Origin of the sequence: Nitratireductor aquibiodomus NL21 = JCM 21793, from assembly GCF_000615975.1 — a bacterium.
GTDB lineage: Bacteria > Pseudomonadota > Alphaproteobacteria > Rhizobiales > Rhizobiaceae > Nitratireductor > Nitratireductor aquibiodomus.
Genome location: NZ_BAMP01000057.1, coordinates 1 through 19,806, shown reverse-complemented (window position 1 = coordinate 19,806; position 19,806 = coordinate 1). Strand labels below are relative to the sequence as shown.

Annotated in this window: 15 protein-coding genes; all 15 read left to right on the top strand. The window is 61.7% G+C overall.

The genetic code is table 11. The features are described 5' to 3' along the window. Window positions 1–4 precede the first annotated feature (4 nt). Complete coding sequence (locus JCM21793_RS15120; RefSeq protein ID WP_025030903.1) at window positions 5–835, top strand: Rossmann-like domain-containing protein; 831 nt, start codon at window positions 5–7, stop codon at window positions 833–835. Between the two features lie 475 nt (window positions 836–1,310). Then, complete coding sequence (locus JCM21793_RS26300; RefSeq protein ID WP_025030902.1) at window positions 1,311–4,814, top strand: non-ribosomal peptide synthetase; 3,504 nt, start codon at window positions 1,311–1,313, stop codon at window positions 4,812–4,814. Between the two features lie 37 nt (window positions 4,815–4,851). Then, complete coding sequence (locus JCM21793_RS26295) at window positions 4,852–7,425, top strand: amino acid adenylation domain-containing protein (RefSeq protein ID WP_025030901.1); 2,574 nt, start codon at window positions 4,852–4,854, stop codon at window positions 7,423–7,425. Between the two features lie 12 nt (window positions 7,426–7,437). Continuing rightward, on the top strand, window positions 7,438–8,127 hold the full coding sequence (locus tag JCM21793_RS28340) for a 4'-phosphopantetheinyl transferase family protein (RefSeq protein WP_025030900.1): 690 nt from the start codon (window positions 7,438–7,440) through the stop codon (window positions 8,125–8,127). 284 nt (window positions 8,128–8,411) lie between these two features. Next, complete coding sequence (locus JCM21793_RS15095) at window positions 8,412–9,197, top strand: class I SAM-dependent methyltransferase (protein ID WP_025030899.1); 786 nt, start codon at window positions 8,412–8,414, stop codon at window positions 9,195–9,197. 213 nt (window positions 9,198–9,410) lie between these two features. Continuing rightward, entirely contained in the window at window positions 9,411–10,808 is a 1,398-nt protein-coding gene (locus tag JCM21793_RS15085) for an ABC transporter substrate-binding protein (RefSeq protein WP_025030898.1), read from the top strand. Window positions 10,809–10,895: 87 nt separating this feature from the next. Continuing rightward, window positions 10,896–11,777: an ABC transporter permease gene (locus JCM21793_RS15080; protein WP_210164479.1), complete on the top strand. Its 882-nt coding sequence runs from the start codon at window positions 10,896–10,898 to the stop codon at window positions 11,775–11,777. A gap of 381 nt (window positions 11,778–12,158) precedes the next feature. After that, complete coding sequence (locus tag JCM21793_RS28335; protein WP_162175226.1) at window positions 12,159–12,611, top strand: ABC transporter permease; 453 nt, start codon at window positions 12,159–12,161, stop codon at window positions 12,609–12,611. After that, window positions 12,604–14,034: an ABC transporter ATP-binding protein gene (locus JCM21793_RS15070; protein WP_081784734.1), complete on the top strand. Its 1,431-nt coding sequence runs from the start codon at window positions 12,604–12,606 to the stop codon at window positions 14,032–14,034. Before JCM21793_RS28335 ends, JCM21793_RS15070 begins: the two co-directional genes overlap by 8 nt. Before the next feature lie 442 nt (window positions 14,035–14,476). After that, window positions 14,477–14,833 carry a LysR family transcriptional regulator gene (locus tag JCM21793_RS28805; protein ID WP_081784733.1) on the top strand — a complete coding sequence of 119 codons (357 nt, stop codon included), beginning with the start codon at window positions 14,477–14,479 and terminating at the stop codon, window positions 14,831–14,833. Window positions 14,834–14,835: 2 nt separating this feature from the next. Further along, the gene (locus tag JCM21793_RS28325) at window positions 14,836–15,276 is read left to right on the top strand and encodes a LysR substrate-binding domain-containing protein (protein ID WP_051556206.1); all 441 of its coding nucleotides are present in this window, start codon (window positions 14,836–14,838) and stop codon (window positions 15,274–15,276) included. Window positions 15,277–15,364: 88 nt separating this feature from the next. After that, the gene (locus JCM21793_RS15060; protein WP_025030895.1) at window positions 15,365–16,324 is read left to right on the top strand and encodes a LysR family transcriptional regulator; all 960 of its coding nucleotides are present in this window, start codon (window positions 15,365–15,367) and stop codon (window positions 16,322–16,324) included. Window positions 16,325–16,484: 160 nt separating this feature from the next. Beyond that, window positions 16,485–18,476, top strand: a complete 1,992-nt coding sequence (locus JCM21793_RS15055; RefSeq protein ID WP_025030894.1) for a conjugal transfer protein TraG — start codon at window positions 16,485–16,487, stop codon at window positions 18,474–18,476. 10 nt (window positions 18,477–18,486) lie between these two features. Beyond that, window positions 18,487–18,936, top strand: coding sequence for a ribbon-helix-helix domain-containing protein (locus tag JCM21793_RS15050; RefSeq protein WP_025030893.1), 450 nt, complete (start codon window positions 18,487–18,489; stop codon window positions 18,934–18,936). 153 nt (window positions 18,937–19,089) lie between these two features. Further along, a partial coding sequence (gene trbB, locus JCM21793_RS26275) for a P-type conjugative transfer ATPase TrbB (RefSeq protein WP_036540507.1) occupies window positions 19,090–19,806 on the top strand: 717 nt, incomplete at its 3' end.

Below are 19,806 nucleotides of genomic sequence, written 5' to 3'. Positions count from 1 at the left end.
GACCATGAACTCGACACTGCCACGATATCTTGTCGATTTGATCGACTATGCCAGGAGCAACCTCGCGGAGGCGCCGATCCTCCGGCAGATGTCGACGATCGATCTGACAGTTCAGCCCGAGGTGACGGAGCGACGCTTCCAGTACGACATCAGAATGGCCTACATCTTCGGCCAGGGCTGCGCCTATGCCGAGAGAGGAAGCACATTCTGCGGTGAGGATCTTGTCGGCAGGAACGCCTTGGACCATCTGCACACGTTCGACAGGTCCTCTCAGATCGCTGTCATGGACGCTCTGTTTGCGAAATTCCCGAAGAAAGCCTCGGACCGCATCATTCTCGAAGGCGAGGTGCGGGTCAAATCGGAACAGCGGCCGGCATTCTACAGTAGAAACGTCGTCGCCAAGCTGGGTGATGCCAGGAACAAACGCGTGCTGATGATCGGGTTGGTCAAGGCGATCGCCAGGGATCTCGCGAGTCACGGTATCAGCGTTACGGTGACAGATCTCGATGCCCAGGCCCAGACAGACGCCAGGGTCGAGCAGGATCAATCGGACCGCCTCCAGTTCATTCATCCTGACGACATCTCCGGGGAAATAGGCACGTTCGATCTCGTGTTGGCCACCGGAATGACGCTTGCTAACGGCACGTTCCAGGACATCTCGAACCTGTGCCGCGGCAATGGGGTGCCACTGATGCTTTATGCGCAAACGGCCGCCCATCTCGCGCCGTTTACTATCGGCCGCGGCGCGGATTACGTGATCGCCGAATATTTCCCCTTTTTCGTGTTCGGCGGCAGCTCGGTCATCGAGTTCTTCGACACAGATCAAATGACCTGACGGGGTGACACTTCATGGACCAACTCCGTCGAGACGGCGACGTGGAACCCGCAGGCAGGCCCGACACCTTCGCGCTCACAGACATCCAGCAGGCGTACTGGGTCGGCCAGGACCCCGCGCTGGAACTGAGCATTCCGGCCCGCTACTACGTCGAGGTGGAACTGCCCGACCGAATGGCGGGCGGCGTATCTGACGCACTCAACCTTCTTGTGCGGCGGCACGCCATGTTGCGGGCAGTGCTACTTTCCTCCGGCGACCAGAGGATCCTTGAGCAGGTGCCGGAGTACCACGTCGAATGCCGCGACCTGCGCGGTCTGTCGTCGAACGCTCATGAAGCTGGCCTGACCGATCTGCGCGAGGAAATGCAATCGAAGAATTTGCCGGGAGAGGTCTGGCCGCAATTCGATTGCCGGATCAGCCGTGGCGATGCCGGCTCACGGCTCCATCTTCGCTTTGCCCTCTGGCTTCTCGATGGATGGAGCTTCATCTGTTCCTGCGCGAACTGCTGGCGCTCAGCGAGGATCCGCAAGCGGCATTGCCTGATATCGGGATGCGGTTCGCCGACTATGTCGAAACGCTTTCGAATGCACGGCGGTCCGACCGCTGGCGTCGGAGTCGGGATTACTGGCGGGCTCGGCTCGACGATTTTCCGGCTGCGCCGACGCTGCCGACGACTCCTCGCCGGGTGATCGGCGAGCGCCCGCGGTTCAAGCATGTCAGCGCGCGGCTGAACGCGGGTGACTGGAGTCGGATCACGGCTTTCTGCGCCCAGGCCGGACTCACCCCCAATATCCTCGCCTGCGCGGCCTATTGCGAAATTCTAGCGCGCTACAGCGGCACCAGTCGCTTTGTCATTTCGGTGCTGTATTCCGGGCGCATCCGGCATTTGCCGGAGGCGGGCAATGTCCTGGGCAATTTCGGCACGACGATCCTGCTTGAGATCGATGCCGCCGAAGAGAAGACGTTCCTCGAAAGAGCCCGCGCGATCCAGGACCGCTTCTGGAATGACGCCGACAACGCCGATTTCAGCGGCATCGAGGTGATGCGCGCCATTCGGCAACGTAATGGCGGCAATTCCCTTGTCGGTATTCCCGTAACCTTCACCACCGTCAGCGCGCCCCCGGCCTCCGCTGGATTGAACGATGTTCCGCTTTGCCTCGATCATGCAACCGCCCGACTGGAGGTGCCGCAAGTTCACCTCGATCATCAGGTGCATTTCGGCCAGGATGGCGATGCTGTTTTCAGTTGGGACTTTGTCGAGCAGGTATTTCCCACAGGCCTGGTCGAGGATATGGCGGCAGCGCATCACGATCTGATGGTGCGGCTGGTGCGCGATGAGGCGCTCTGGCATACGACCGATCTCGACACGAACCGGGCCGACCCGCCGCCGTCGATCCGTCACGCTGCAGGATTGCAGCGGCTTGAGGCCGCATTCGAGCATCGGGCGCGGGAAACACCGGACGCCGTCGCGCTGATCATCGGCGAGACGGCCATGAGCTATGGCGAATTACGCCGCCGCGCCCATACCGTGGCCGGCCTGATCCTGGAGCAGGAACTGCCGCGTGGCGCGCTGATCGGGATCCTCATGCGCAAGGGCTGGGAGCAGGTGGCCGCGGCGCTGGGCGTGCTTTATGCCGGCGCTGCCTATGTTCCGGTCGATCCAGAATTGCCGCAGGAGCGGATGAATGTACTCCTGGCCGAAAGCGGCGTCGGCCTGGTCCTGACCCAGGCCGGGTCGATACCGGGTCCGGCCCTGCCGGGGACCGTCCGGCCCATCCAGATCGATCTCGAAAGCACCGACGGCGAAGCGAGGCCCGATCTGCCGCAGGATCTCAGTCTGTCGGACCTGGCCTACGTGATCTTCACCTCGGGCTCGACCGGGGTGCCGAAGGGCGTGATGATCGACCATCGCGGCGCCGCCAACACCATCGCCGACATCAACGACCGCTTCACGGTCAGCGCCGACGACCGGCTGCTTGCGTTGTCCTCGCTCAGCTTCGATCTCTCCGTCTATGACATATTCGGCACATTGGCCGCCGGCGCCGCTCTCGTCCTGCCAGAGCCGGACCATATCAGGGACGTCCATCATTGGCGTAGCCTCGTCGCGGCACATCGGGTCACGATCTGGAATTCGGTGCCGGCGCTGATGCAGCTTGCCGTCGAGGGTGCGGACAGGGTGGCAATGGCGTCGTTGAGGCTCGTTATGCTCAGTGGTGACTGGATTCCACTGTCCCTGCCCGACAGAATCCGGGCGCTTACGCCCGAAGCCATGGTCTATAGCCTTGGTGGTGCCACCGAGGCCTCGATCTGGTCAAACCTCTATCGCATCGGGGAGATCAGCCCCGAATGGCGCAGTATTCCCTATGGTCGCGCCATGCGGCATCAAACGATTCAGGTACTCGACGCGACATTGGCGAACCGTCCGACCTGGGTTGCAGGCGATATCCATATCGGTGGCGACGGTCTGGCCATCGGCTACCTGAACGATGAAGCCAGGACGGCGGCGAGTTTCATCATTCATCCGCGAACCGGCGCGAGACTCTATCGGACCGGCGACAGGGGACGCTATCTTCCATCTGGCGAAATCGAATTCCTCGGCCGTTCTGATTCACAGGTCAAGATCCAGGGCTATCGGATCGAATGCGCAGAAATCGAGTCGGTGATTTTGCGTCGGCCCGATGTCAAGGAAACGCTGGTCACTGCGGTCGCGGACCAGGCCGGCACTCTGCATTTGGTGGGCTATGTCGTGCCGCGCGACATCAACGCGCCGCCCGCTCACGATCAGTTACGGCGCCAGATCGGCGCGGCCCTGCCGGCTTATATGGTGCCGACCTCTTTCGTCACCCTCAAAGCGCTCCCTCTCTCCGGCAACGGTAAGGTCGCTCGCGCGCTGCTCCCGAAGCCCGAATTCAGCCATCGGCCCGACAACGCCCCTGTAGTCTTCGAGCCTCCAAAGGGACCGCTGGAAGAGGCGCTTGCAGGGATATGGAGCGATGTCCTCGACAGCGAGCGGATAGGCCGGCGAGACAACTTCTTTGCGCTGGGCGGCACGTCCTTCGCGGGAATGCGGCTGACGGCCCGGCTCGAAGGGCATTTCGGGCGTCCCTTGCCCTTTGCTGCACTCGTCAGCCATCCCACCATCGCGGAGTTGGCGGAACTGCTTGCATCGCAATCCCCGCCCGACGATGACGGACTGGTAGTGCGGATCAGTGCTGGCCGCGCGGATGCATCGCTCGTCTGCGTGCATCCTATCGGCGGAAATGTCACGTGCTACACCGAGTTGGCCCGCCATATGGGTTCTGGCGCCGCGGTCTACGGCATTCGCGCGCCCGGTCTTGCCGCTCATGACGGGGCACCGCTCGAATCGATCCCGGCGATGGCCGAGCGCTATATTGCGGAACTCCGGGCCTTTGGCCTTTCGGGACCATACCGGCTGGTTGGCTGGTCGCTCGGGGGCCTCGTGGTTCAGGAAATGGCGCGGCGGCTGGCTGCGGCAGGCGAGGCGCCCGCGCTCGTGGCAATGATCGACAGCGCGGTTCTGAGGCCGGCCGCCGACAGCATGCCTTCGGATAAGAAGGCGCATTTCGTCCGCTTCGCCTCCGATCTGGCCGCGATGAGCCGCTTGCCTCTACCCACCGGCTTTGACGACATTGCCGATGGTCCGCAGGCACATTGGTTCACCTGGTTGAGCAGGCATATGGAAGAGCACGGCACCCCGGTCGGGCGGGACGTGCTGGCCGCCGTCTTCCGGGTGTTTTCGGCAGGTACATCGGCGCTCGATCACCATACTGTCCAATCGTATGACGGCGATCTGATCCTGTTTTGTGCGAACACCCGGCCCGACGCCGAACGGGTGCAGCAAGAATGGCAGCCGTTTGCCCGCCGACTGGAGGTGATCCCGCTCGATGCCGATCACTACTCGATCATGACCCGGCCATCGGTCACCACTATCGCGAGCCGGCTGCTTGCGTGGTCCTGACAAAACCATGCCACCGGATGATAACGGAGGTTTTCCAATGACTGATCCGAGCAGCACCATCGCCCAAATCTATCCGGGAGCGCCGCAATTGCCGTGGCTGAAGCATGCGTCCGCGAATCCTGGCCGCTACCGGCGGCTCTCCCACCGGATCGGGGGCGGCGCTACGGCGGCGATGACGGATATCTGTGCCGAGAATGATATCACGCCCGGCGCGCTTTTGCTGGCCGTCACCTGCGAGGTGGTCGCCAGGTGGGCGGAAAGCCCGCAATTCACCTTGCATGTCCAACGAATGACGCCTGTCCGCCAGCTCCCGGATGGCGCTGCCGAGTCTCGGCACATGTCCCTTGTCGCGCTCGATATGGATTTTTCCGATGCGATGCCGCTCCGCGACCGGGTGCTGGAGCTTCAACGCCAGTTGAGCGCGCGGCCGTCTGGCCGCAAGCCGCAGATGGGTATTGCGGCTGATGCGAAGGCAGCGCTGCCGGTCGTCGTGACCGACCTGCTGTCCGGTACGACAGGCCCGGCCTCGCAGAGGCTTCATTCTGCGATGCGGACTGGCGGCGAGATGGCGGACTTGCAGATTTGGCTGGAGTTCCGCTTCTCCCGCGTGGTGGATGGCGGGATCGGCTTCGATCTCCATGTCCTCGAAGGTGCCTTGCCGGACGAGGTTGCCGCCGATCTTCATGCCGCTGCCGCAGCATTGCTGACGGAGCTCCACGCTCGCCCGGATGCGATCGGGTCCATTCCCAACATTGACTTGCCTACGCCGCAGGCAGCCCTGATCGATGCCACGAACGATACCGCCGAACAGCTGTTCGCGGGTGCCTTGACGACGCCAGTTTTCGCGGCGGCCCGCGAGTTCCCCAACAATGTCGCCATCGTGAATTGGGACGGCGGGGTAACGACCTATCGGGAGCTTGCCGCCAACGCCCTTGAAATCGGTAAGGCGATCGGCGCGGCCGTCGAGCCGGGCAGCCCGGTGCCGATCCTGATTGGAAAGGGTCCGATGCAAATCGCCGCGGTGCTGGCGGTCCTGAGCGCGGGTTGCGTCTATGTGCCGATCGACACCGAGCAGGGCGAAAAGCGCATCGAGCAGATCCTGCGCCAAACCAAGGCGAGTATTGCGCTCATCGAGACCCCGGAGATGATCGGGATGTGCCGTCGGCTGGGGATCGTCTCCCTGTTGCCGGGCGCTCAACCTAGTGCCGGCGCCGATGTCGCCGAGCTTGACGCGTCGACCGCGTTTTCCGAAGCCCTTCCGCCCACGTCACACGGTTATATCATCTTCACCTCCGGCACGACGGGCGAGCCCAAGGGCGTGGTGCTCGACCATGCGGGGCCGAGCAATACCTGTAGCGACATCAACAAGCGCTATCGTGTTTGCGTTTCGGACAAGGTGCTGGCCGTTTCCGAATTGACCTTTGACCTCTCGGTCTTCGACATATTCGGCCTGTTGGCCGTCGGCGGCGCCATCGTCCTGCCGGATCGCGAATTGCGCCGCGATCCCGCCCATTGGCTGGCGCTGATAAACGATCACGCCGTCACCATCTGGAATTCGGCACCGATGCTGATGACCATGCTGGTGGAATATTGCGAGGCGCGGCATATATCGCTTCCTCCCAGTCTGAGGCTGGTCCTGCTGAGCGGTGACTGGATCCCCGTCGATTTGCCCCGGCGGCTTCACAGGCTCGCTCCGCAAGCCAGGATCGTCTCCCTGGGCGGCGCCACCGAGGCGTCGGTCTGGTCGATCCTTCATGAGGTCGATCCGCACCGGCACTATTTGCCGAGCATTCCCTATGGGCGTCCGATGGCCAATCAGACCTTCCACGTCCTCGATACGCGGATGCGGGAACGGCCGATCGGGGCGATAGGAGAGCTTTATATCGGCGGCATCGGGTTGGCCAAGGGCTATTACGGACAGCCGGAGCTCACCGGAAGCCGATTTGTCCGCCATCCCCTATCCGGGGAACGGCTCTATCGAACAGGCGACATGGGCCGGCGCCTGGAGGATGGCACTATTCAGTTTCATGGCCGGTGGGATTTCCAGGTCAAGGTACAGGGCTTCCGTATAGAGCTCGGGGAAATCGAAGTCGCGCTGAACCGGCACCCCGCCATACGGGAATCCGTCGTCATGGCGGCAGGCGAGAAACTCGGGACAAAGTCACTCGTCTCCTGGTTCGTGCCATCCGGGAGTGGTGATACGCCGGATGGGGAGACGCTCCGGCAATGGATGGCCGATAGATTGCCCGCGTACATGATTCCGGTCCAGTACCGTCCGGTCGCGCGCTGGCCGACCACAAGCAACGGCAAGGTCGACCGCAACATCCTCATGGAGTCGCTCGCACAGTCTGGATCGCGACCTGCAAGGCATGATGCTCCCCTTGAAATTGTCTTGCAGATTTACGCCGAGGTGCTTGGGCGGCCCTCAGTCGATCCGGAGGCGAGTTTCTTTTCCCTCGGCGGGACTTCGATAGAAATAGTTCGACTGCAAAGCGAGATCCTGCGTCGGCTCGACGTGGATATCCGGGCCACCGACCTATTCCGTCTGCAGACGGCCAAGACCCTTTCCGAACATCTCGCGAATGTGAGGAGAGAGGTCATGAACGCATAGGAATTCCGCCTCGTGAAGTTCCGGTCCGTGCCTCTCGCATGGCTGGACAATATGCCGCTGCCGGCCGTGGAGTCCTATTGCTTCGTGGGTACTGCCGACCTTGCCCGCGTGGATGACGAAACGCTGCTGAACCCGTCCGAGCGCAGGCGGTTGGAAATGCTCATCCGCGAAGGGGACCGCCGCTGCTTTCTCGCCGCCCATGTGCTGAAGCGTAAAGTCCTGGGAAAAATCCTGAAACAGGACCCCGGTGCTGTACAGGTCGTGCTGGGTGAGTGGAACAAGCCGAAGCTTGTGAATAGCGATTGGCATTTCAACCTGTCCCATAGCGGATGCTGGGTCGCGCTGGCCGTTTCGCGACGTGGTCCCATCGGAATGGATATCGAGCAGGAGTCTGCGCGAGCGATGAACCTTCCGGCAGCCCGCATTCTTCATCCCCGTGACCTGTTGCAAGGACGTGTAGTCGATGAGCATGCGAGACTGCTCACCATCTGGTGCCTGAAGGAGGCGATCGCCAAATGCGATGGCCGCGGCCTGGGGATTGCGTTCAACTGCATCCAGTTGGCGGTGTCAGCGGACGGGCGATGCCTTGGACGCTATCACGGCATGTCATGGCATGCGCGATATGTCCTGCTGCCGGGAGGGGTACATCTGGCTTTTGCAAGCGAGGAAATCCTGTCTCCGCTCTGCCTACAAATTGTGTGAGCCGCCCCTCGGCACAAGGAGCCTACAGTCGTGGACGACGAAGCCGCTACGTACGGGGCGACCTGAAAGATGCTTCCCGGCCACGTTCAAGGAATTGAGCACCCGAGGCACTTTGGTTCTAGATTCAAATATATATTTCTGATACATATTTTGAGCGTAACAGAATCCATGGAGTGAGGGGACTTCACGGCATTTTGCCAGGCCCGGAACCCGCAGGCACCTTGCCGTCGCAAGTGAGGCGATCAGGGAGCGATACCGAGACGAACGATAAAGCTAGGACGACGATGACTGCAGCCGCGAATATCTCAAACCGCAGCCTCAAGGAAGACATTCGGGAATACTGGTCAGAAAAAGCTGCCGTCTTCGATCAATCTGCAGGTCACCGCATCGACGATCAGATTGAGGCCCCGGAGTGGCGGAAACTGCTGACGGGAGCACTCGGTGATCTGACGGGGAAGAGGGTCTTGGACCTTGGATGCGGCACAGGCGAGATGAGCAGATTGCTGCTCTCGTTGGGGGCTTCGGTCAAGGCTATCGACTTCGCCGAACCGATGTTGGAAATCGCCCGGCAGAAGAATGCACAGGACGGACATAATTTTCGCGCCGAACTGTCCGATGTCGAGGAACTGCCGCTCGAAGCCACCGGTACCTATGACGCGATCATTGCCCGGCATCTGGTCTGGACGCTGACCGATCCGTATATCGCCTTCAAGAATTGGCACCGCGTACTCAGGCCGGGCGGAAAGCTACTGGTCATCGACGGCAATTGGGTTCGTCTGCCTTGGTATGGCGGGATGCTGCATAGCATCGCAAATCGGCTACGCGTCGACAAGAACGCCAGAGACCTGAATGAAAACGATGCTCACGCGAGAATTATCGCAGAAGTATTTTATGGGGCGGGACTGACCTTCGATGCTCTGGCGCGAGATATCGCAAGCCATGCTTTTGAAGAAATAAAAACCCACTCGCTTCGCCGCATCTATTGGCTGGGTATGCGGCACGCATCGGTCGGCGAACAACTCAAGCTCAAATCATGGCGTCGGTTTGCTCTCTCAGCGGTCGCTGGCTAGCAGCCCCGACGGGCGCCGGAAACAAGTCACTCAACTGTGATAGAAAAGGATATCGCATCAAATGCAGATCAATCGCCGTCAATTCACTTTCATGGCCGGTCTGGCCACGGGTGGGCTCTTCCTTCCGCGCTTGGCCTTCTCCGCCGATGGCAAGGAGTTTCGTGTAGCCCAGCTTGGGAATTCAACTCTCTCAATCCCCATGAATCCGGCTATGTGTTCGAGCGGGCCGGGGTAATTGAACACCTCGCCATAACCGAACCCAATGGGCAGATCGTCCCGGCCGTTGCCGAATCCTGGAGCGCGAACGCAGATGCAACCGAATGGCGCTTCGTTATCCGCAAGGGCATAAAGTTCCATGACGGAACCGATGCGACGCCCGAAGCGATCCGTGAGGGCTTCGAAAAGCTGATGCCGAACTTGACTAACCTCAAGCAGGCTGGACTGACTGCGGTAAGCAACGACGAAGAGAGTGTGGTCTTCCACCTTGATCGGTCATTCGGACCATTCCCAGCCTATCTAATCCACTACGCGTCGCCGGTGCTGGCGCCCGGCAGCTTCGACGAGGCGGGTAATGTTACGAAACTGATTGGCACCGGACCGTTCCGCCTGGCCGAGGTACGGTTCCCCCGAGAGGCTGTCCTCACCGCCAATGACGACTATTGGGGTCAGAAGCCGACCATCCGCAATGTGCTCGTCAACACCTATGACAATGGCGAGACACGCGGCAACGTCGCCATTGCCGGCGATGCAGAGTTTGTCGCAGGCGTGCCAGCAACAGCGATCGACCGGGTAATTGCCGGTGGCAATATGCGCATCGAACGCACATTGGCACCGTGGACCCATATGGTCCTTATCAATGTCGCCAAGCCACAATTCGCCGAACTGGCAACCCGGCGCGCGTTGAACCTGGCAATGGACCGGGTCGGAATTGCGACCAGTATCATGCGCAATCCCGCACTGACGGCCACGCAGTATTTCCCATCAGTCCTGCCGGGTTGGCATTCTCCCGATCTCAGGCCCTTCGAGCGTGATGTGGCTGCGGCAAATGCGTTGCTCGACGAGGCGGGATGGGAGCGCGGCGCAGATGGCATTCGCGCCAAGGCAGGTGTACGTTTCGCCGGCACACTGCGCACCTTTGCCAATCGACCCGAGTTTCCCGTTATTGCGGCGGCGCTGCAATCCCAGTTTGCCGAGATCGGCTTCGAGTTGACGATCTCGGTCGGGGAATGGACGGCCATCGTCGAAGGTCAACGAGACGGCTCGCTCGATCTGGGCCTGAGTTCCCAGAACATCGCCGCCCAGATCGATCCGATCGGCACGGTCAATCTTGACTTTGCCAGTGACGAGCCTTCGGGCAGCGCCACGGGAGCCACCGGCTGGCGCAATGACGAGTTCCGCGCCAACGTCGTGAGCTATCTCAGCGAGGCCAGCGAAGACAGGAAGGCAGAACTGCGCCACGCCATCGCCACGACGCTGCACGAGGAACTGCCGGTCCTTCCGGTTTGCTGGTACGAGCAGGTCAGCGGGATCAGTAACGATGTCGAAGGCGCCGTCGCTGACCCGCTCGAAAAGCGCTACCTGATTGAACGCATGACCTGGCAGGCCGGTTGAACCCGATGAAGAAGCCTGCGCGGCGGCCTCTCTACGGCAGCCGCGCAGACGGGGTTCCGCAATGCTCCACATGATCCTCAATCGGGCTTGGCAGGCCATCCTTGTCAGCGCAATCGTCGCAACGCTGTGCTTTTTCGCTATACAAAGCCTACCCGCGACGCGGCCCTCCGCGTCGCCGGGGCGCGATTTGGACAGCACAATCTCACCCAGGAACTGATCGAGGCAGTGCGCCAGCAGGAAGGCCTCGATCAACCCGTCATCATTCAGTATCTGCACTGGCTGACGAAGCTGGGCCGGGGCGATTTCGGCTATTCATATGTAACCCGACGCCCGGTATTGGACGAACTCGTCGAGCACGGCAGCGCAACCATTGTCGTCGGAACGCTCGGCTGGGCGCTTTCTTATCTGCTTTCCATTCCTTTGGGCGTAGCGGCCGCCTTGCGGGCCGGGTCCGCTTTCGACCGAGTATGTATTACGACCGTTTCCTTCCTGACGGCACTGCCAGCCTTTGTCGTTGGAACCGGGTTGATAGGCATTTTCGCGTTGGGTCTACATTGGCTTCCATCGGCGGGTGATCGCTATCCCATCCACCTGATCCTGCCCGTAGCCACGATTGCGCTCACGCTGATGCCCTACTCGTTTCGCGTCGTCCGAGACGTGTCGAACCGCATCCTCAACATGCCATATGTCGTCCATCCCCAGTTTCACGGGATGAGCACCACACAGGCTTTCCGGCGCCACGGACCCAGGAACATCGCGGTGCCCGTCGTAACCTTCGCTTCCTTGCAGTTCCTCTACGTCGTCGAAAACCTTGTCGTGGTCGAGACATTGTTTACCCGATCGGGCCTTGGAAGCTGGATCGTGAATGCAGTTCTTTCCCGCGACATTTATGTGATCGCTACTGCCATGCTGGCCATTGCGGTCGTCTACAGTCTCATCACCATGTTGGCGGACATAGCTGCATGCTGATCGATCCGCGGCTCAGGCAAGCATAATGGCGGTGTTTGCAAGATTTCGGCGCCTTGGACCACCAGCATTTCTCGCGGCTGGCGCACTGCTGTTTGTTCTCGGAATATTTTTCTATCCGGGCGATCCCTACCAGCAGGATTTGATGCAAGCCTTGCGGCCACCGGACTTCGAGCATTGGCTTGGCACTGACCACTTGGGACGTGACGTAATGGCGCGCGTCCTGCACGGAAGTTATCGGTCGGTCGGCATCGCCACAATCTGTGTGGGGGTGTCGGTCGGGGTGGGCGGTATTTTGGGGCTGGCGTCCGCCTTGTGGGGCGGCCTGTTTGATACGGTTGTCATGCGCGCAGCAGACGTGACGCTGGCCTTGCTGGAATCGTGGTGGCGCTTGCTTTCGCCGCGTTTTTCGGAGGCGGTGTCATACCCATTATTCTGGGCCTCAATCTCAGTTTCTGGCCGTCCTTTGCCCGTATGGCGCGCGCTATCGCCCTTTCCACCTTGAAGGAAAACCATGTCGAAGCGGCGCGGCTAGCCGGCTATGGTGGTATGACGATCCTCCGCAGGCATCTGCTGCCGCCAGTGCTGCAACAGCTCTCAGGTCTGGTCGCTCTGAATATCGGCGTGGCCATCATCTCCATATCGTCACTGGGCTTCCTCGGCTTTGGCCTGCAACCGCCCGAGCCCGAATGGGGTGCTATGATCAGCGAACTGATCCCCTATATGGCGGCGGCTCCAATCCAGTTGGGCGGGCCGTGCCTGGCGATTTTCCTGACTGTAAGCGCCATGTCCGCCCTAGCCGGCCACTTCGCGCAGGGTACAAGACTCGATGCTTAAGAGTACGGCACCTGTTGCTGAGATTCTTGCGCTAACCGTCCGCAGCCAATCCGGCCATCAATTGCTGACCGATATCAACCTGTCGGTCAGACCGTCTCACCCATTATTCATCCTGGGGCCAAGCGGCGCCGGCAAAAGCATGATCGTCAAGGCACTTTTCGGGGCGTTGCCGAAAGCGTTCGACATATCCGGCACATTCGTCCGGCAGAGCATGGCACCGATCTCCTTTACCGAGACGGGCGAGCTCCGCCGTCTTGGTGGCCAACATCTGGCATTGCTCCCCCAGGACGCCCGCGCCACCCTCGATCCCACGATGCGTTTATCGAGGCAACTCTCTTCGCCGACGCCGGAAACTGCGCTTGCCGCCGTCGATCTGTCCCCCGCCGTGCTGACGTTGTTTCCCTTCATGCTGTCCGGCGGCATGGTGCAGCGCTTCAGCCTAGCGTCGACCCTGTCCTGCGGCGCCAGTCTCGTTATCGCCGACGAGCCGACCAGAGGCCTTGATCCGCGCCGCCACGAGCAGGTTCTCTCCCTACTCGGGAAAACGTTGGACTGGGGATACAATCTGATCGTCGTCACGCATGATCCTGCATGCCTTCGCCGCCTCGGCGGCGATGCCGCCGTGATCGTGGAAGGCAGAGTGGTCGAAAGGGCCACCGCCGAACGTTTCCTCCGGAGCCCGCAGCATCCCTATTCCCAGGCATGGGTCGCTTCGGAGCCGAGATGCTGGCCAACGGGGCGCCCGGCAAAAGCGGGCGGCGATACTCTGCTCAAAGCGCGCAATCTCGGCTTCGCCTATAAAACTGATGATATGCTATTCTCCGGCATCGATATGCGGATCGATGCAGGTCAGATCGTCGGCCTGCTGGGCGATAGCGGCAGTGGAAAGAGTACGCTCGCGAATGTGATACTGGGTCTCGAAAGGCCGACCGCCGGCTCCGTATCCTGGCTCGGTGGGGTGGATGCCCATGGCCGCGGCGCTGGCAGAATTCGCCGACTCTATCAGAAGCTGCATCAGGATCCCGTGTCATCCTTCAATCCCCATCGCCGGATCGGCCGGCAATTGGAGGATCTACGCACTGTAGTACCCGACCTAAACATTGAGGCGGCGCTCCCACCCCTATGCGAGCATCTCCAGATCGACAGGCAACTGCTGGACCGATATCCGAACGAGCTTTCGGGCGGAGAGGGACAACGTCTGGCTCTTGCACGGATCTTGCTTCTCTCCCCGCGCCTGATCGTTGCCGACGAGCCGACGTCGCAACTCGATCCACACCTCCAACAGCAAGTCATCCTCCTGTTGCGCGATATTGCTCTCGAACGACGTATCGGCTTGCTTCTGATCGGTCATGACCGGGCGCTGATCGATGCCGTCGCTTCAGATGTAACCATTTTGCGATCGGCGCCCCTATCCGATCTTTAGCCGAGCAGTCGACGCTGACGGCTGAGAACAAGGGAGGCGCACCATTCAGAAGTAGCTCGTACCGCGCGAGGCTCTGCCTCCTCCATTAAGCTACGCAGCAATCAGGAGAATCTTCTACCAAGCGACCATAGGAGAACCGGGATGCTGCCTCGCGCTTTGGCGGTCTGTCAAAGCCGTTTGGTCTTGGGCGACAGTCTTGGGTTATTGCAGCGGCGACAAAGCGGCCTGAGCCGCCGGCCTTCTCAGTTTCTCTCAGCGCCTTCACCGCGGCATTGGGGCGCGCGGTAGAACTGTCAAAATAGGAGGCAGACACCACACCGATACGAAATCCGGGGCAAGTCCCCCGCGCGCCATGGAAGGGAACGACAGATTTCCATCTGAATGCGGGCCGCGATGGCAATAGGGGCGAAGGGCATGATCCACCAACGATCGGAGGTACGATATGAGACTGCGTCACCTGAGATACTTCGTCTCCGCAGCGGAGGAACTTAGCTTAACGAGGGCTGCGGACAGGCTGCATATCCCGTCGTCGACATTGTCCCGCGCAATCCGGAATCTCGAGTACGATGTGGGCGTCGATCTACTGCATCATTCGAAGCGCAAGATCAGGCTGACCTGGTCGGGAAAACTGTTCTGGCAGGACGCACGCCATCTGCTCTCGCTCTACGGCGAGGCGAAGAACTACGCGCACAAGGCGGCTGACGGCAATCGCAGCCGTATCCGGCTCGGCATTGCCGATAGCCTTGCTCAGCCGCGCCTGATCAACCTTCTGCCCATGCGTCGGGGGAAGAGCCGCTGACGATGATCAGAATTGCCGAGATGACGGCGGGTGAACCGCTTGCTGCGCTCAATCGCGATCTGATCGACGTCGGCACCACGGTCGACGGCGAGGAGATCGATGGCTTCGTCAGGGAATCGGTCTGGTTCGAGCATTCCGTCCTGACGCTGCCACGGCATCACCCGCTGCATTACTTCGACCCGGTTCCCTTCAAAGAGGCGCTTCGCTATCCGCTGATCCTATGCCATCCGGACAAATGCGCGGGCGGCTACAAACTGTTTCAGCAAGCGTATAAGGCAAGCGACCTGCCGCCGCCAACGATCGCCGACTACATATCCCGACACGAACCGATGATGCTGCTAGTGGCGGCCGGCTACGGTGTGGGGTTCGGGTTGAAATCGCAGGAGGTGCTCTACAATCACCCCGACATAATTCTCCAATCGATGAGGAGTTCATCACCGTGAAGGAACGAACCGCGCGATTTGCTGCGCCTGAACCAAGCCGGACCTTGCACCGGGGTTCCCAACCCGACCGCTGAACAGGGTGCAGTCGATGAGGCGTGCATCCAACCTGAGATTCGAGATTTCCAAAACCGGGAATCTCCTTGGCACCAGAATCCCTCTCGTCTCCCTACGCCAGACGCTGGCGGTCGCCCAATATCTGAGTTTCCGTCAAGCGGCCATAGCGCTGGGCATCAGCCAGTCCAGCGTCAGCGAACGCATCAAGATGCTGGAGGCCGACCTTGGCATCATGCTGTTCGAGCGCAACACACGCGGCGTTCGGCTGACCGAAGCGGGCCGCCGTTTCGTAACGGAAGTCGAGCGGGCCATGCGCATTCTCGATCGCGCCGTGAAGACGGCCGGCATGCACGCACGCGGCGAACAGGGTCTCTTGCGTGTCGGCGTCTATGCTCTTATCGCTGGCGGTTTTCTCGACACGCTATTGGAGCATTTCCACGCGCGCCACGAACACGTCGCTCTGGAGATCACCGAAAGCACCGCACTGGACGCGCAGCTACAGGTGCGGGACGACCAGCTCGATATTGCCTTCATGGGGCGCTCCCACGACATTCCCGACCTCAATTCCCGCGTGATCTGGCGCGACCGTCTCATGGCGGTAATGCCTGCGTCCCACGCGCTCGCAGCGCGCGAGCACATCGAATGGAAGGACCTGGCGCGCGAAACCTTCATCGTGCGCGAGGCGGGAACCGGCCCGCAGGTTCACGACCTGATCGTGGTGCGCTCCGCCGGACAATGGCCCGTTCCGACCATTCGTCGCTTCGATATTGGCCGCAGCGCTCTCCTGTCGATGATCGCCAAGGGGCATGGTCTCTCGCTCCTGGTCGAGGAAAACGTGGCGACGGCCCCGCCGGGCGTCGCCTTCCGCCCGATTGTGGACGAGCCTGAATCCATCGCCTTCATGGCCGTCTGGTCCCCGCGCAATCACAATCCCGCGCTCCAGAACCTGCTTGGCCTCGCTCGAGCATTGGGACGGGCAAGCCCCCCAAGCTGATTCGGCTCGGCGCGCGCCGGTGCCGGAACCGTGCCGCAGCAACCCATCCTATTTGCCGTCGATAGTATCCGGTCGCCCTCCGGCAACGTCTTTGCTGTTGCCTCCTGCGAAAACGCCCATTCTCTGAACGGCTCCGTCTCTCTTTTCGACTGGAGCCCGTATGCGCGGAGGCAGAATCCTATGGGGGCAGATCGCCGTCGTCTTCACCATCGTTCTGGTGATGACGTGGGCCGCGACGCAATGGGTCGCCTTCCGCCTCGGCTTCCAACCGCAACTTGGCAATGCCTGGTTCGAGCTGGCGGGCCTGCCTGTCTATTATCCGCCCGCCTTCCTCTGGTGGTGGTTTTCCTTCGACGCCTATGCGCCGGGCATCTTCATGGAGGGCGGCATCATTGCCGTATCTGGCGGCTTTCTCGCCATCGCCGCCGCCATCCTCATGTCGATCATCCGGGCGCGCGAGGCGCGCAAGGTCGCCACCTACGGATCGGCGCGATGGGCCGAGGACAAGGAAATCCGCGCGGCCGGATTGCTAGGCCCCGATGGCGTCGTGCTCGGCAGGCATAGCCATCACTATTTGCGTCACAATGGTCCCGAGCATGTCTTGTGTTTCGCCCCCACGCGCAGCGGCAAAGGCGTCGGGCTGGTCGTTCCCAGTCTCTTGACCTGGCCCGGCTCCGTCATTGTCCACGACATCAAGGGGGAAAACTGGACGCTGACAGCCGGCTTCCGGGCGAAGCACGGCCGCGTCCTGCTGTTCGATCCCACCAACGCGAAGTCCGCCGCCTACAACCCGTTGCTCGAAGTCCGGCAGGGGGAATGGGAAGTCCGCGACGTTCAAAATATAGCGGATATTTTAGTCGATCCCGAAGGAAGCCTCGACAAACGCAATCATTGGGAGAAGACGAGCCACAGCTTGCTTGTCGGCGCGATCCTGCATGTTCTCTATGCGGAGACGGACAAGACGCTGGCGGGCGTCGCCAACTTCCTATCCGACCCGCGCCGCCCGGTCGAAGCCACCTTGCGCGCGATGATGGATACGCCGCACCTGGGCGAAGCCGGCGTTCATCCCGTCATCGCGTCGTCGGCCCGCGAGCTGCTGAACAAGAGCGAGAACGAACGCAGCGGCGTGCTGTCCACAGCCATGTCGTTCCTGGGCCTATACCGTGATCCCGTCGTCGCGCGGGTGACATCGCGCTGCGACTGGCGCATTGCCGATCTGGTCGGGAGCAAGCAGCCGGTCAGCCTCTACCTCGTCGTCCCGCCGTCCGACATCAACCGCACCAAACCCCTCATAAGGCTCATCCTCAACCAAGTGGGCCGCCGGTTGACCGAGGATTTGAGCACGTCCGGCAAGCGCCATCGCCTCTTGTTGATGCTGGACGAATTTCCCGCGCTTGGCCGGTTGGACTTTTTTGAATCCGCGCTCGCCTTCATGGCCGGGTATGGGATCAAATCCTTCTTGATCGCGCAGAGCCTCAACCAGATCGAGAAGGCTTACTCGGTCAACAACAGCGTTTTGGACAACTGCCACGTCCGCGTCGCCTTCGCCGCGAACGACGAGAGGACCGCGAAGCGGATCAGCGATGCACTCGGCACCGCGACCGAAATGCGCGACTCCACCAACTACGCCGGTCATAGGCTGGCCCCATGGTTGGGGCATCTCATGGTCTCTCGGCAGGAGACCGCGCGCCCGCTGCTGACGCCGGGCGAAGTGATGCAGCTTCCGCCCACCGACGAAATCGTCATGGTCGCGGGAACGCCGCCGATCCGCACCAGCAAGGCGCGCTACTTCGAGGATGCGCGGTTCATGGAGCGCATCCTGCCGCCGCCCGATCCGGCCGCAGGCGCAGCCGCCGCGGCGACGCCGCTACCCGACGACTGGACGAGCCGCATTGTCGCGTCGGCAAACCCATCCGCTGCAAACCCGGCGGAGGGGACCGGGGGCGATCCTGCAAACGCCGGCATCCGCCGCGAGCCGGAATTGCCCGACCATGAGGAAGTCGTTCCGCCGCCTTCGCCGCCCGCGCAGGAGTTCGAGCTGCTGGACGACGAGCCGGACATTGACGCGGCCAAGGCCCGCGCAATGCGCCAGCGCATGCGGATGGTCGCCCGCCAGGTCTCCATGAATCCCGACGATGGGATTGAACTTTGAGGACACGCCCATGCCTACCCGAACCCGCATGAACGTCTATTTCGACCCGGACCTGCTCAAGCAGGTCAAGGCGCTGGCGCTGCGCCGCAAGGTCTCGCAATCCACCATCATCGAAGCTGCCGTTGCATCTTTCCTGTCCGGCGATTCCGCCGAACAGCTCGAAGCCGCCATGTCGCGCCGCCTGGATAAGCTCGGCCGCCAGATCGACACGCTTGACGAAGATCTCGCCGTGCTCGGCGAGACCGTCTCGCTGTTCGTCCAATTCTGGCTGACCTTCGCGCCGCCAATGTCGGAAGGCGCACAGGCCGCCGCCCGCACGAAAGGCTTGGAACGGTTCGAGGGCTTCATGCAGACGCTCGGCCGGCGACTGGCGACGGGCGACAGGTTCCTCAAGGAATTGTCGCGTGACATCGAATCGCCGCCCGCCGATTCGCTTCCGGCGGACGCCGCCCGCGACTGACCCTGAAACGGCAACCCATCCTATTTGCCGCCGATGGCCGCCGATCACCGCCGCCGCTTAGATTGTTGTTGAGTCGGCCCAAAATCAGGTTCTTTTAATCGACCCCGATCCGGGGACCGCCTGTCGCGCGCCCCGAGAAGAAGCGGGGCCGACATGACCACCAACCATCATAGACCGGAAGCCATCGCGCGCGGCGCACGCATGCTGCGCACGGCGCTCGGCCCGGCCATCGCCCAGCTTCTCGAAGACCCCATCGTGGTCGAGGTGATGCTGAATCCCGACGGCCGGCTTTGGGTGGACCGTCTGTCCGAAGGGCTGGCCGATACCGGCGAGCGCCTGTCCGCCGCCGATGGCGAACGCATCGTTCGGCTTGTCGCCCATCATGTCGGCGCGGAGGTTCACGCGCGCAATCCTCGCGTTTCCGCCGAGCTGCCCGAGAGCGGCGAACGGTTCGAGGGTTTGCTGCCGCCCGTCGTCGCCGCGCCGGCCTTCGCCATCCGCAAGCCGGCCAGCATCGTGTTCACCCTGGACGACTATGTGGCGGCCGGCATCATGACCGCCGATCAGGCCGCGACGCTGCGCGCCGCCGTTGCGTCCCGCGCCAATATCTTGGTCGCCGGCGGCACTAGCACCGGCAAGACGACCTTGACCAACGCGATCCTGGCCGAAGTCGCCAAGACGGCGGATCGCGTCGTCATCATCGAAGACACGCGGGAACTGCAATGCGCCGCGCCGAACGTGGTGGCGATGCGGACAAAGGATGGCGTCGCTTCCCTGTCCGATCTGGTGCGGTCCTCGCTGCGCCTGCGTCCCGACCGCATCCCCATCGGAGAGGTGCGCGGCGCGGAAGCGCTCGACCTGCTCAAAGGC

Excerpts from the sequence above, each read along its gene's own strand:
- JCM21793_RS15120 (WP_025030903.1), top strand. The coding sequence starts at position 5 with ATGAACTCGACACTGCCACGATATCTTGTCGATTTGATCGACTATGCC.
- JCM21793_RS26300 (WP_025030902.1), top strand. The coding sequence starts at position 1,311 with ATGGAGCTTCATCTGTTCCTGCGCGAACTGCTGGCGCTCAGCGAGGAT.
- JCM21793_RS26295 (WP_025030901.1), top strand. The coding sequence starts at position 4,852 with ATGACTGATCCGAGCAGCACCATCGCCCAAATCTATCCGGGAGCGCCG.
- JCM21793_RS15095 (WP_025030899.1), top strand. The coding sequence starts at position 8,412 with ATGACTGCAGCCGCGAATATCTCAAACCGCAGCCTCAAGGAAGACATT.
- JCM21793_RS15070 (WP_081784734.1), top strand. The coding sequence starts at position 12,604 with ATGCTTAAGAGTACGGCACCTGTTGCTGAGATTCTTGCGCTAACCGTC.
- JCM21793_RS28805 (WP_081784733.1), top strand. The coding sequence starts at position 14,477 with ATGAGACTGCGTCACCTGAGATACTTCGTCTCCGCAGCGGAGGAACTT.
- JCM21793_RS28325 (WP_051556206.1), top strand. The coding sequence starts at position 14,836 with ATGATCAGAATTGCCGAGATGACGGCGGGTGAACCGCTTGCTGCGCTC.
- JCM21793_RS15060 (WP_025030895.1), top strand. The coding sequence starts at position 15,365 with ATGAGGCGTGCATCCAACCTGAGATTCGAGATTTCCAAAACCGGGAAT.
- JCM21793_RS15055 (WP_025030894.1), top strand. The coding sequence starts at position 16,485 with ATGCGCGGAGGCAGAATCCTATGGGGGCAGATCGCCGTCGTCTTCACC.
- JCM21793_RS15050 (WP_025030893.1), top strand. The coding sequence starts at position 18,487 with ATGCCTACCCGAACCCGCATGAACGTCTATTTCGACCCGGACCTGCTC.